Raw genomic sequence first — 12,760 nt, forward strand, 5'->3', positions numbered from 1 at the left:
CGTGTCAAGACTGTGGGCGAAGTTTTCAAACTGTTACCTCCCGCACAGCCCTCCAGGGCCCGCCCGGGTTGCCCCAGAGGGCGGCGCCGACCAGCATGAACAGGCCCATGACCGCGCAGAGCAAGGAGGCTCGTGCCGATGTCCGACACCGTCGTGGTCGGCCTCGACGTCGGGGGTACGTCCACCCGGGCGACCGCCCTGACCCTCGCCGGCGAACGCCTCGGCACCGGCAAGGCGGGCGGCGGTAACCCCACCAGCCACGGTGCCGAACGGGCCGCCGCCGAGGTGCTGAGCGCGCTGCGCGCCGCCCTCGCCGACGTCGACCCGAACCGGGTGGCCGCCGGCACCATCGGGCTCGCCGGCGCGCCCCGACTCCTCGCCGACCCCAACGGGCGCGCCGCCTTCGACCGTGCCTGGCACGACGCCGGCCTACGCTGCCCGTACGCCGTGCACGGCGACGCCCTCGTCGCCTACGCCTCGGGCAGCTCCGAGCCCGACGGGACGATCCTCATCGCCGGCACCGGCGCGATCACCGCCCAGGTCGTCGACCTGCGCCTGGACCGCGTCGCCGACGGACACGGCTGGCTGCTCGGCGACGCCGGATCGGGCTTCTGGCTCGGCCGCGAGGCGGTCCGCCGACTCCTCGCCGACCTGGACGCGGGGAACACCCCGGGCGCCCTGGGCGCGGCCCTGCTCACCGAACTGGTGGGCAGCTCGGACGTCGCCCCCCGGCCCCGCGACACGGTCGACGCCACCGTCCAGGCCGTCACCCGTCGACCGCCGATCGACCTGGCCCGCCTGGCACCGCTGGTGGTGACCGCCGCGACCGACGGTGAACCGGTCGCCACCGCCCTGATCGCCGAGGCCGCCGCCCACCTGGCCGAGAGCGTCACCCGCATCCGCCCCGCGGAGTCGACGACGCCTGTCGTGCTCGGCGGCGGACTCCTCATCGCGGACACCCCGCTCGCCCGGGCCGTCCGCGCCGAGGTCGGTCAGCGCTGGCCGTCGGCACCCCTGCGCACCGCCGGCGACGGCGCCGCCGCGGCCGCCTGGCTCGCCGCCCGCGAACTCCCCGAGGTCACCGACCCGGCAGCTCTGCACGCCCTCCTCTTCCCCACCCCCTGACCCCCACCTCGAGGTGCCCGACCCGTCCCCGAGCCGCCCAAGATCCGCGCACTTACCCCGAAACTGCTGCCTCACGGCGTCGTGAGGCAGCAGTTTCCGTGATGTTGTGCAGATCTAAGGGGGCGGGCGGCGCAGCCGGGTGATCGGTATCGGTCAGGTCTGGGTGGGGAATCCCAGGTTCACGCCACCGTGGCGCGGGTCCAGCCACCGGCTGGTGACCACCTTGCCCCGGGTGAAGAACCGCACCCCGTCCTCGCCGTGGGCGTGCAGGTCGCCGAAGAGGGACGACTTCCAGCCGCCGAACGAGTGGTACGCCATGGGCACCGGGATGGGCACGTTGATGCCGACCATGCCGACCTCCACCTCGTGCTGGTAGCGCCGGGCCGCACCGCCGTCGTTGGTGAAGATCGCCGTGCCGTTGCCGTACGGGCTGGCGTTGACCAGTTCCACGGCCTCGTCGTACGAGTCGACCCGGACGACGCTGAGCACCGGACCGAAGATCTCGTCGGTGTAGATCGACATGTCCGGGGTGACCCGGTCGAACAGGGTCGGACCGAGCCAGAAGCCCTCCGGATCGCCGTCGGGTGTCACGTCCCGCCCGTCGACGACCGGCACCGCGCCGGCGGCCACACCCGCGTCCACGTAGGAGCGCACCCGGTCGGCGTGCGCGGCGGTGACCAGCGGTCCCATGTCGCAACCCCGCCGACCGTCGCCGGTTCGCAGCCCGGCCATCCGGGCGGCGATCCGCTCCACCAGGGCGTCCGCCACCGGCTCCACGGCCACCAGCACGGAGATGGCCATGCACCGCTCCCCCGCCGAGCCGAACCCGGCGTTGACCGCCGCGTCGGCAGCCAGGTCCAGGTCGGCGTCGGGGAGCACCACCATGTGGTTCTTCGCCCCACCGAGCGCCTGTACGCGCTTACCGGCGGCGGTGCCGCGCTGGTAGACGTGCCGGGCGATCGGGGTGGAGCCGACGAACGACACCGCGCGCACCTCCGGATGGTCCAGCAGCGCGTCGACGGCCTCGGCGTCGCCGTTGACCACGTTGCACACCCCGTCGGGCAGGCCGGCCTCGGCGAACCACTCGGCCAGCAGCAGCGCCGCACTCGGGTCCTTCTCGCTCGGCTTGAGCACGACAGCGTTGCCGCAGGCGACCGCCACCGGCACGAACCACAGCGGCACCATCACCGGGAAGTTGAACGGCGAGATCACCGCCACCACACCGAGTGGCTGCCGGATCGTGTACGAGTCGACCTCGGTGGACACGTTCTCGCTGAACGCGCCGCGCAGGGCCGACGGCAGGCCGCAGGCGTACTCGATGACCTCGAGGCCGCGCTGCACCTCGCCGGCGGCGTCGGCGAGCACCTTGCCGTGCTCGGCCGTGATCACCTCGGCGAGCCGGTCGCGCCGGGCGTGCACCAGCTCGCGGAACGCGAACAACACGGCCGACCGCTTCGCCAGCGACACGCCGCGCCAGTCGCGGGCCGCGCGGGCGGCGGCCCGCACCGCGACGTCGACGTCCGCGGTCGAGGCCAGCTCGACTTCGGCGGTACGACGACCCGTGGCCGGATCGAACACGTCACCGCGCCGCTCGGACGTGCCGCCGACCCGCTTGCCGTCGACGAAGTGGCCGATGCTCGTGCCGCCCGGACCGCCGATGCTCATGCCGCCACCTCCGCCGACGAGCGGATCGCGTCGACGAGGATCGCCAGGCCCTCGCGGGCCTCCTCCTCGGTGAGCGTCAACGGTGGACCCATCCGCAGCACGTTGCCGTACAGGCCGCCCTTGCCGGTGAGCAGACCACCGTCGCGGCACGCCTCGAAGACGCGGTTGGTCAGGGCGACATCCGGCTCACCGCTACCCGGTCGGACGAACTCGACGCCGAGCATGAGCCCCTTTCCGCGTACCTCGGCGACGCAGTCGAGACCGCCCACGGCGGACCGCAGGCCGTCGGCGAGGATCGCGCCGACGCGGGCCGCGTTCGCCTGGAGGTCGTGTGCGATCAGGTAGTCGAGCACCGCGTTACCGGCCGCCGTCGAGATCGGGTTGCCGCCGAACGTGGAGAAGCTGATTCCCTGCACCGCCTGGAGCACCTCGGCCCGGCCGACCACCCCGGCCAGCGCGAACCCGTTGCCGATGCCCTTGGCGAAGGTGAGCAGGTCCGGGGTGACGCCGTGCGCCTGGTAGCCCCAGAAGTGCTCCCCGGTACGCCCCCAGCCGGTCTGCACCTCGTCGGCGATGAACAGGATGCCGTGCTCGTCGAGGACCTTCTTCCAGCCCGCGAAGAGCCCGTCCGGTGGGTGGACGAAGCCGCCCACGCCCTGGATCGGCTCGGCGATCAGCGCGGCCACGTCGCCGGAGGTCTGGGTGGCGAGCACCTCGCGCAGGTCCTCCACTGCCGCGTCGATGAGCTCCTCGGCGCTGAGCCGCGCCAGCAGACCGCGTACGCGGTCGCCGGAGTGCAACCAGGCCACCTGGAGCGGGTTGAGCGCGCTGGCCGACCAGGTGCGGTTGCCGGTCACGCCCATGGTCGCGTACGACCGGCCGTGGTAGCTGTTGCGCACGGCCAGGACCTGGTGGGATCGGCGATAGTTGGTGGCGACCAGCAGCGCCGCCTCGTTCGCCTCGGTGCCGGAGTTCGTGAAGAACACCCGGGCGTCTCCGATGCCGGAGCGCTGCGCGATCTTCTCGGCCAGCTCGACCTGGTGGCGGATCAGATAGAGGGTCGAGGTGTGCACGATGCCGGTGGCGAGCTGCCGCTCGACGGCCTCCCGGATCTCCGGGATGTCGTACCCGATCATGTTGGTCAGTACGCCGCCGAAGAAATCCAGGTAGGTGCGGCCCTGGGCGTCGGTGACCCGGCGACCCGAGCCGGACACCAGCTCGATCGGCTCGGCGTAGTAGAGGGGCATCCAGGGCGGGAGCACGGCCCGGTGTCGGGCCAGCAGGTCATCGGTCATCGTGGCAACCCTCCAGCGGCGTTCGTGGATACCGCACGCTCCCATCGGCGGCCGGTGCGGACAACTGTCAGGGTGTAGCGCAAGGCCGTTCCGGCCTGACAGCACGTCAACGATTTTCACTGCCATGGTCGTGGTTGACCGCTGATTTCCGTAGCGAACGTGCTCTTGCTCCGCTCGATCCGCAGCCTGGCCGGGCCCCGTTACCCTGGGTCCGTCCACTGTCGCCGGGGAGGCACGCGGTGCGCATCGACGAGACCATCGCCGCACTGGAACGCGTCGCCGCACGAGAGGTGGGCCGGGGCAGCGAGGCGCTGGCCGCGCCGGCGGCCGGCGGGCTGCTGGCCGCCGCCCGGTCGCTCGCCGCGGGTGCGCCGCAGGCCGCGGTGTTCACCGGGTTCTTCATCCCCGGCGCCGAGCCGCCCGCCGCGGAGACCGACGGCCCACTCGGCGCGGTCCAAATCGCCGCCGCGCTGCGCCTGCTCGGTGGCCGGTGCCGGCTCGTCACCGACCAGCCCTGCGCACCGGTGGTCGAGGCGGCCGTCGCCGCCGCCGCGCCGGGCCTGCCGGTGGATGTCGCGCCGCTGGCGGGGTACGACGAGTGGGCCGCCACCCTCCTGCCCCGCTACGGCCGCCTGACCCACCTCATCGCCTGCGAACGGGTCGGGCCAGCAGCGGACGGTCGACCCCGCAACATGCGCGGCGAGGACATCGGCGCGCACACGGCACCTCTGGACCGGCTCTACCGCACCGGTTCCGCGTTTCGGATCGGCATCGGCGACGGCGGCAACGAACTGGGAATGGGCCTCCTGCCGGCGGAACTCGTCGGCCGGGTGGTCGCCTCCGGCGAGCGGATCCGCTGCGTGGTGGGCGCGGACGCCCTGCTCGTCGGCGGCACCTCCAACTGGGCCGCCGCAGCCCTCGTCGGCGCGCTGTCGCTGCTGCGCCCCGAGGTGCCCGAGCTGCGGACGCTGCTGGAGCCCGCCTGGTCGTCCGACCTGCTGACCGCGATCGTCTCGGCGGGCGCGGTGGACGGGGTCCGCCGCCGGCCCACGCTCAGCGTCGACGGCCTCGACTGGCCCTCGTACGCCGAACCGCTCATCCGCATCGCGGACCTGGTCAGGAGCGCCCGGTAGGCGGGCTCACCGCACGGTGGGTGGCTCGGCCGCCGGCCGCAGAGGTCTCGACACGCGTCCCGACGCGCTGGCCCGGGCGGCTCCGCGGCGGCCCAGGGGCAGGTGCAGGGCAGTGGCGACCACCCCGAAGGCCGCCCAGCCGGCGCCCAACGCGACGGCCGACGAGACGTCCTGGAGGTAGTGGTACGCGGTGAGGAAACCGACCAGCGCGAGGCTGTTGCGAGAGAAGTGCCAGCTGAACTCGAACAACTGCCGGCGGGCCTCGACGGCGACCAGCACCCCCGAGTACGGGAATGTCACCACCATGCCGCGCAACACCGCGCCGAGCACCGCGGTGAGGATCGCGCCCACGAAGATGACCAGCAACTTGAGCAGCGCCGGCAGGCCGTCCGAACGGCCTCCGGTCGGCGTCTCCGCGCCGGAGCCCGCGTCGTCGACTGCGGTCGGGCCGGCAGCGGCGGCGTCCGCTCCGCCGGCAGCGGCGGGGGCAGCGGCGGCGTCCGCTTTTCCGGCGTCGGGGGCGACCCGCGTACGGGCGCGATGGCGCAGCAGGAGCATGGCCGCCAGCCAGAGCACGAGCGTGGCGGCGAGGGCCGCCTCGAACGGGATGTCGACGGCCAGCAGACCCGCGCTCAGCGCCACGTAGACAGCGATCCCCGCGCCGTCGGCGAGCAGGATGGGCCAGCGCAGCCGCTGGTGAGTGACCGCCACGGTGACGAAGAAGAGGTTGAGCCCGAGCACGCCGAGCACCTGCGCGCCGCCCACCCCGTAAGGCGTGCTGACCAGGGCGAGCGTCATCGGCAACGGAAGGCTGTAGACCAACGCCCGGAGCCGGATCGAGCGGATCACGCTGACCGCCCAGACCACGGCCGTCACCAGCAGGACCGCACCCACCGTCATGGCTTCCCCGTCCCGGCCGTCAGTCCTGGAAGGTCGCGGCGTTCACGCAGACGTCGAACACGCGGGTGAGGCGCTCGACGTCCGTCCGGTTGACCGAGAACTGGTTCTCGCCGATCTCGCCGTGCGCGGTCATCCGGGCCTCCCAGCAGCTCGCCCCGTCCCAGACCGTCAGATTGACGAGGAGCTGTGGACTGACCACACCGAAGGGCAGCAGACCCACCCGCGCCCCGGCCGCGCGCTGCCGCTGCACGAGCGCGGACAGCTCATCGGTCAGCGTGGCGTGGACGAAGACCCGGGTGATCCGGACGCCCCGTTGCAGGGCCGCGACGTTCGCCTCCCAGTAGCGTCGGCCGACCTCGCTGCGCCACCAGCTCAGCTCCCCGCTCGCCCGGGGCATCACGTTCGTCAACGCATCCAGCCGGTGCACGCAGCCGCGGGTCGCACCGACCAGGTCTTCGTCCTCGTCGCCACGCCGGATGATCCGCCCCTGCGCGAGCTGCTCGGCCTCCAGCCGGAACTGCTCGTAGCGGCGCTGCGCCTCCGCCGCGACCCGCGTGCCCGCGTGCTGCTCGGCCGCCTCCCGCATGGCCCCGGCCAGCTCCGTGGTGGTGTGGACGAGCCACGGCGGCCCGTCCAGCAACGTCCGCAGGTGAAACCGGCGCTCCGCGCGGGCCAGCGAGTCCACCAGCAGCGAGATGGTGATGCCCATCAGGCCGGCCAGCAGCGACTCCACTCCGGAGGCGGCGTTGGTGAGGTCGAGCATGACGCTGAGGCTGATCGACAACGTGATGCCGACCAACGCCACCGGGTCGGTGTGCGCCACCAGACGCGCGAAGCCGTCGGAGGCGCCGCCGCGCTCCCGGGGCCGTCGGCGGGCCATGTCACGGACCATCGAACTCCCCCAATCCGCCGGTTCTGCCAGGGTAGATGCCAGCCACAACCCGCGGGCCCCGCCGGTGGAGAGCGGTAGCATCCGGCAGGTGCAGAGCGCGGATGCGGCCCCATCGACTTCGACGGTCGCCGAGCAGATCACGGCGGACGTCCGGGCCTGGGTCGACTCCACTGCGCTCCGCGGCCTGGTCCGGCACTTCGGCGGCGGCTGGCCGACCGGCGACCTCGCCGAGGTGCTGCGCTTCCTCGACGACTTCTCCGCCCGGCACTGGGACTTCCGGCAGGGGCGCGAACGCCCGGACGCGCGGGAGCCGACCTTGGACGCGCTCACGTCCAGGCTGGTCCTCGACGCGGCCGCCGCGCTCGGCATGGTGCGTGCGGTGCCGCCGGCCCGCCCGGCGTACGCCCACCTGGTCGTGCTGGGCGGCCTGGCGCACGCCTGCGTGCGTCGCGTCGCGTACGCCGCGCATCTGCTGCGCGCCGGCCTGCGGGTGACCGGCGAGGTCGCCGTGCTGGGCAGCTTCCGACCACTGTCCGAGTGGGAACGCGCCACCCTTGCCGACGCGGGCCTGCCTCCGGACGAGACCGAGGTGAACGTGCTGGACACGGCGGTCCGGCAGGTGTTCGGGGTGACCGCCCCGACCGAGCAGGACGGCGTCGACGCCGGCCACCCCCACCAGTCCTGGTCGTCGCGGACCTACCGGCCGGCGGGCCTGCCACCGGTACGGGTGCTGGCCGCGCCGTCCAGCGACCCGGACCGGCGGCGGGCACACACCGCCGACACCCAGCGGTTCTGGGCCGGGCACGTCCGGCTCGCGCCCGGCGACGAGGTGCTGACGGTCACCGCGCCGATCTACGTGCCGTTCCAGCACTGCGACGCGCTGCGCACCCTGGCCGTGCCCTACGGCTGCGACATCGACACGGTCGGCGTGGACCCGGCGGTGGCCGACGTGGCGGTCCTGCCCGAGCAGACCCTCACCCCGGGCCGCTATCTCCAGGAGATCCGCTCGGCGATCCGCTCGATGCGCGCCCTGCACGAGAGCCTGGGCTGAGCCGGCGGCGCGGGGTTCAGCCGGCGGTGGCGGTCTGGCGGACGGCCTGGGCGAAGACCTCGGAGCGGTGCTCGAAGTTGCGGAACCGGCCGTAGCTCGGTGCGGCCGGGGACAGCAGCACCACGCCGCCGGCCGGGGTGACCTCCCGGGACAGCCGTACCGCCTCCACCAGGTCGTCGACCAGTTCGGTCCGGACCTTCGGCAGGTTGGCCAGCACCTCGACGATGCGGGCGCCGCTGTCCGGAATCCCGATCACGGTCAGCTCCCGCTCGGCCAGGTGCTCGGCCAACGGCGTGTAGTCCAGCCCCCGGTCGTTGCCGCCGACGATCACCGTCAACGGTCGCCCGTCGTACGCGTCGATGGCGTGCATGGCCGCGTACGGGCTGGTGGCCAGGGTGTCGTCGACGAAGGTCAACCCGGACGGGTCGGTGATCTCGGTGAGCCGGTGGGCGAGCCCCTGGAACTCGGCGACGGCGATGGCGAGGTGGTCCTTCGCGGTCACCACGTCGACGCCGAGCGCGTCGAGGACGGCGAGCGCGACGCACAGGTTGCCCTCGTTGTGCCGCCCGACCAGCGGCAGCACGGCACGCGGGAAGAGCGGCTGGTCACCGAGGTGGAACCAGGGCGTGCCGTCGGCACCGGTGGCGACGTGGGTGGTGTCGGGACGGCCGGCCCGCACCGCCGGCAGGTCCCCCAGCTCGGCGGCGAGCCGCGGGTCGGTGCCGTTGACCACGATCGTCTGCGGGTCGTGGGCCAGCAGGTTGAGCTTGTCGCGGTAGTACTCCCGCTCCCCGCCGTGCGCGTCGAGGTGCTCGGGGAAGAGCGCGGTGACCACGGCGACCCGCGGCGAGTCGGTGAGATCGCTGCACTGGTAGCTGGACAGCTCCAACACGTACAACTCGGCCTCGGGCAGGTCGAGCGTGGGCACCCCGATGTTGCCGCCGAAGACGTTCGACCGGCCCATCGCGGTGAGCAGGTGGCTGATCAGGCTGGACGTGGTGCTCTTGCCCTTGCTGCCGGTGACCCCGACGGTGCGCGCGGCGTGGTCGGCCATCCACAGGGCGGTGCCCTGGGTGACCAGGACGCCACGTCGCCGCAGCTCGACCAGCCACGGGTGGGTCTGCGGCACACCGGGCGAGCGGACCACCACGTCGGCGGCGGCCAACCTTGCGAATCCCGCCTCGCCGGTCACCAGCGGCGCCGCCTCGGCCAGCGGGCCCTCCCACGGCAGCGAGAGGAAGTTGGCGCTGTCGTCGACCGCGACCAGTTCGGCGGGGCCGTGCGCGGCGATGGCGGTCACAGCGGCCCGGCCCTCCCGGCCGGCACCCCAGACGGCGACGGTACGTCCGCGCAGGTCAGACAGGCGCACGGGGCTCTCCTCGGGGGTCACGGCGGCGGCTGGCGGGGCCCGGTCCGGACACGGCCGGACGAACCAGGGCCTAGTATGGCGTGTGCCTAACGAGCAGCTCCGGCGGATGGACGCCTTCACCTTCCCGTCCTACTCGATCGACTTCGCCACCGGCGAGGCGTTGTTCGACTACGCGCTGACCGGCCCGGCCGGTGAGCAGCGGTTCACCGAGGTGATCACGCTTCCCCTGCCGGCGGAGCCGCCGTCCGACGAGACGGTGGCCACCCTCGACCGGGTGCTGGAGGTGCTGCACCTGGTCGCCGGGGTCAGCTACTACAAGACCGCCGCGCCGGCCCGGCTGGTGCTGCCGGCGCCGCTGGGCGCGGCCACCGTCGACTACGTCACGGCCGTCTACACCAAGGGCCTCGCCGAGTACGCGTACCGCAACGAGCTGCCGCACGTGCTGGAACTGCGTCCGGAGGTGCCGGCCGGCATCCCGGAGACACCCCGGGTGTACGACAACTCGGACCGTCGCCCGCTCTCGGCGGTCGGCGGCGGCAAGGACTCGATCGTGAGCCTGGAGGCGTTACGGCGCGCCGAGCTGGACCCGGTGCCGTTCTCGGTGAACCCGAACCACGTGATCGTCGCGGTGAATGAGGCGTCCGGGCTGACCCCCCTCGCTGCCCGCCGACGGATCGACCCGGTGCTGTTCGACCTGAACGCCGCCGGCGCGCTGAACGGCCACATCCCGGTCACCGCCATCAACTCCCTGATCGCGGTCGCCACCGCCGTACTGCACGGGCTGGGGCCGGTGGTGATGTCCAACGAGCGTTCGGCGTCCGACCCGAACCTGATCTGGAACGGTCACGAGATCAACCACCAGTGGTCCAAGGGTGTCGAGGCCGAGGGCCTGCTGCGGGGCGCGCTGGCCGAGCACGCCGGGCTGACCGAGCCGTACTTCTCCCTGCTGCGTTCGCTGTCCGAGCTGCACATCGCCCGACTGTTCGCCGAGTTCGACCGGTACGACGACGTGGTGACCAGCTGCAACGCCGCCTTCAAGCTGCGCGACGCCTCCGAGCGCTGGTGCCGCAACTGCCCGAAGTGCCGGTTCGTCTTCCTGGCCATGGCGCCGTTCATGCCCCGGGAGCGGGTCACCCACATCTTCGGCGGGGACATGCTCGCCGACCCGGAGCAGATTCCTGGCTACCGGGAGCTGCTGGGCGTGGACGGGCACAAGCCGTTCGAGTGCGTGGGCGAGGTCGAGGAGTCGGTGGTGGCCCTCGGCCTGCTCGCCGAGCAGGACCAGTGGCGCGACGCCCCGGTGATCAAAGCCCTGGTGGAGGCGGTCCCCGCCACAGCGTGGTCCGCGGTGGCGCAGACGGACGTCTTCACCCCCGGCGGCCCCAACCACATCCCCGCAACCTACGCAAAAGCCCTAACCGCCCTCTCCTAACCCCCGCCCCCACCCCCAACCCCACCCCACCCCCGGGCCCAGCACTCGGTTGATCATGAAGTTATTGCCACGACACGCCGAGGCGACTGGCAATAACTTCATGATCACCGGGGCAGGGCGGGGTGGGGCGGGGCGGGCCGGGGCGGGGTGGGCCGGGGCGGGGTGGGCCCGGGAGTGGGAACGGGGGGTGGGGTTAGGGGGTTCGGACTGCTTCTAGGGCTAGGAGGGCCACGTGTAGGGAGAGGCTTGCCTCTACCGAGTCGAGGTCCACGTTGAGGATGCGGGCTATCCGGGCCAGGCGTTCGTAGAAGGCCGGTCGGGACAGGTGCGCGGCGGCAGCGCCGGCGGACTTGTTGCGCCCCTGCTCCAGGTACGCGCGCAGGGTGTCGAGCAGCCGCTCCCGGGGGTGCTGGGCGTCGTACTCCAGGAGTGGGCCGAGTTCACGCTCGACGAAGGTCTGTAGTCGGGGCTCGTCGCGCAGCAGGTGCAGCAATCCGGCCAGGCCCACGTGCGGCAGCCGGAAGACGGGCAGGTCACGCCGGTCCCGGCGGGCCGCCTCGGCGATCTGCCGCGCCTCGACGAGCGACCGCCGGGCCTCGCGCAGGCTGCTCACCCCGGAGCCGGCAGCCACGATCACCCCGGCGGAAGCGTTGGACGTGGCCCGGCCCGTGGCGGTGTCGACGCGTACCCGACGGAGGGCGTCGGCGAACGCGGACAGCGCGCGGTCCTCGGCGGCCGGGTCGGTCAGGACCAGCAGCGCGCCCACCGAGTTGTCGTCGACCGCGCTGGTCAGCGCGGTCAGCCTGGCCTCCCGCAGCGCCTGGCCGACGGCCTCGGACAGGTCCCGTAGCCGGGCCTGGCCGGCTTCGGGGCCGCCCTCTCCGGCGGGGTCGTCGGCCCGGTGGCGGACCAGCACGCCGACGAGGTGCCGGCGCTCCAGCGCCACACCGAGCGCCTTGGCGCGCAGCGCCACCTCGTCGACCGGCCGGGTGTGGTCGAGCAGGGCGGTGAGCAGGGTGCGGTGGAGCTGCCGTTCCAGCCCTTCGGCGTCACGGCGGATCAACCGGCCCAGCGCGAGGGTGGAGGCGGCCCGCTCGACGAGGATGCTCAGCCGGTTGGGGGGTGCGGTGTTGGGCGGGTCGCCGCTGGCGGGCCAGCGCAGCAGCAGCCGTCCCCAGTCCTGGCCCCGGGCGCCGACGACGGTCACCAGCCAGCCGCTGTCCGGGTCGTACGCGGTGCGCCCGGCTGGCCGGATCCGCCGGGAGTGCTGCTCCCAGCCGTCCAGGAGCAGCTCGGCGCTCTCCCCCGCCGGGTCGTACCCGAGGACCTGCCGGGACAGGTTCTCCAGCACGACCGGGCAGCCGGACAACTCGGCGGCCTGCCGGATGACCTCGGCCGCGTCGGCGCCCTCGACGGAGAGGTCGGTGAACCGCTGGTGGATCTCCTCCGCGGCCCGCAGCTCGGTGAGCTGCGCGTCGACGATCAGCGCGTGCACGGCCTCGGTGATCCGCACGAACGGGGTGGCCCGGCGCAGCTCGACCAGGGGCAGGCCGCGCCGCTCGGCGGCGGCGGTCATCACGCGCGGTACGCCGCTGACGTAGCGGCGGCCCAGTTCGACGACGAGCCCGGAGACGCCGACGTCGGCGAGGTCGCCGATGAACGCGCGCAGTCCCGCGTCGTCGGCCGGCAGCCCGATTCCGGTCGTGAGCACCAGCTCGCCGCCACCGAGAAGGGTGGCGATGTCGGGTACCTCGGCGACGTGCACCCAGCGGACCGGTCGGTCCAGCCCGGCGTCCCCGGCGACCACGCGCGGAGCGCCGTGGCGGACGGGGTCCAGGGCCAGGACCTCACGGACGGTAGGGAACACGGCCGACACGCTACCGTCCGTGACCCTGAAC

The 12,760-nt window shown here is 73.2% G+C and carries 10 protein-coding genes; 4 read left to right on the top strand and 6 right to left on the bottom strand.

The window, feature by feature from the left end; translation table 11 throughout:
- Positions 1-138: 138 nt before the first annotated feature.
- On the top strand, positions 139-1,125 hold the full coding sequence (locus ABZV06_RS13290) for a BadF/BadG/BcrA/BcrD ATPase family protein (protein WP_355621161.1): 987 nt from the start codon (positions 139-141) through the stop codon (positions 1,123-1,125).
- Positions 1,126-1,278: 153 nt separating this feature from the next.
- On the opposite strand, the gene ABZV06_RS13295 is transcribed toward ABZV06_RS13290, so the two are convergent.
- Positions 1,279-2,790 carry a CoA-acylating methylmalonate-semialdehyde dehydrogenase gene (locus tag ABZV06_RS13295; RefSeq protein WP_355621164.1) on the bottom strand — a complete coding sequence of 504 codons (1,512 nt, stop codon included), beginning with the start codon at positions 2,788-2,790 and terminating at the stop codon, positions 1,279-1,281.
- Positions 2,787-4,085 (bottom strand): aspartate aminotransferase family protein, encoded by a 1,299-nt coding sequence (locus tag ABZV06_RS13300; RefSeq protein WP_355245741.1) that lies wholly within the window; start codon positions 4,083-4,085, stop codon positions 2,787-2,789. The genes ABZV06_RS13295 and ABZV06_RS13300 overlap by 4 nt, the downstream gene beginning before the upstream one ends.
- A 239-nt stretch (positions 4,086-4,324) precedes the next feature.
- On the opposite strand from ABZV06_RS13300, the gene ABZV06_RS13305 reads away from it, so the two are divergent.
- The gene (locus tag ABZV06_RS13305; RefSeq protein WP_355621167.1) at positions 4,325-5,218 is read left to right on the top strand and encodes a glutamate cyclase domain-containing protein; all 894 of its coding nucleotides are present in this window, start codon (positions 4,325-4,327) and stop codon (positions 5,216-5,218) included.
- 6 nt (positions 5,219-5,224) lie between these two features.
- Here ABZV06_RS13305 and ABZV06_RS13310 read toward each other — a convergent pair whose 3' ends face one another.
- Together ABZV06_RS13310 and ABZV06_RS13315 are read right to left on the bottom strand one after the other, a co-directional pair.
- Positions 5,225-6,118 carry a hypothetical protein gene (locus tag ABZV06_RS13310; RefSeq protein WP_355621170.1) on the bottom strand — a complete coding sequence of 298 codons (894 nt, stop codon included), beginning with the start codon at positions 6,116-6,118 and terminating at the stop codon, positions 5,225-5,227.
- Between the two features lie 19 nt (positions 6,119-6,137).
- Positions 6,138-7,010 carry a hypothetical protein gene (locus ABZV06_RS13315; RefSeq protein WP_355245732.1) on the bottom strand — a complete coding sequence of 291 codons (873 nt, stop codon included), beginning with the start codon at positions 7,008-7,010 and terminating at the stop codon, positions 6,138-6,140.
- A gap of 88 nt (positions 7,011-7,098) precedes the next feature.
- Between ABZV06_RS13315 and ABZV06_RS13320 the strand changes: the two genes are divergently transcribed.
- Positions 7,099-8,061 carry a hypothetical protein gene (locus tag ABZV06_RS13320; protein WP_355621173.1) on the top strand — a complete coding sequence of 321 codons (963 nt, stop codon included), beginning with the start codon at positions 7,099-7,101 and terminating at the stop codon, positions 8,059-8,061.
- 16 nt (positions 8,062-8,077) lie between these two features.
- Here ABZV06_RS13320 and murD read toward each other — a convergent pair whose 3' ends face one another.
- Entirely contained in the window at positions 8,078-9,430 is a 1,353-nt protein-coding gene (gene murD / locus ABZV06_RS13325; RefSeq protein WP_355621176.1) for a UDP-N-acetylmuramoyl-L-alanine--D-glutamate ligase, read from the bottom strand.
- A gap of 82 nt (positions 9,431-9,512) precedes the next feature.
- On the opposite strand from murD, the gene ABZV06_RS13330 reads away from it, so the two are divergent.
- Positions 9,513-10,862 carry a hypothetical protein gene (locus tag ABZV06_RS13330; protein WP_355621179.1) on the top strand — a complete coding sequence of 450 codons (1,350 nt, stop codon included), beginning with the start codon at positions 9,513-9,515 and terminating at the stop codon, positions 10,860-10,862.
- A gap of 193 nt (positions 10,863-11,055) precedes the next feature.
- Here ABZV06_RS13330 and ABZV06_RS13335 read toward each other — a convergent pair whose 3' ends face one another.
- A complete protein-coding gene (locus ABZV06_RS13335) occupies positions 11,056-12,738 on the bottom strand; it encodes a PucR family transcriptional regulator ligand-binding domain-containing protein (RefSeq protein WP_355621181.1) in 1,683 nt (560 codons plus the stop codon).
- Between the last annotated feature and the right edge of the window lie 22 nt (positions 12,739-12,760).

Origin of the sequence: Micromonospora sp. NPDC005172 (assembly GCF_040608555.1) — a bacterium.
Lineage (GTDB): Bacteria > Actinomycetota > Actinomycetes > Mycobacteriales > Micromonosporaceae > Micromonospora.

Bases quoted from the DNA above. Each gene is read 5' to 3' on its own strand.
- ABZV06_RS13295 (WP_355621164.1), bottom strand. From the start codon at position 2,790: ATGAGCATCGGCGGTCCGGGCGGCACGAGCATCGGCCACTTCGTCGAC.
- ABZV06_RS13300 (WP_355245741.1), bottom strand. From the start codon at position 4,085: ATGACCGATGACCTGCTGGCCCGACACCGGGCCGTGCTCCCGCCCTGG.
- ABZV06_RS13310 (WP_355621170.1), bottom strand. From the start codon at position 6,118: ATGACGGTGGGTGCGGTCCTGCTGGTGACGGCCGTGGTCTGGGCGGTC.
- ABZV06_RS13290 (WP_355621161.1), top strand. From the start codon at position 139: ATGTCCGACACCGTCGTGGTCGGCCTCGACGTCGGGGGTACGTCCACC.
- ABZV06_RS13315 (WP_355245732.1), bottom strand. From the start codon at position 7,010: ATGGTCCGTGACATGGCCCGCCGACGGCCCCGGGAGCGCGGCGGCGCC.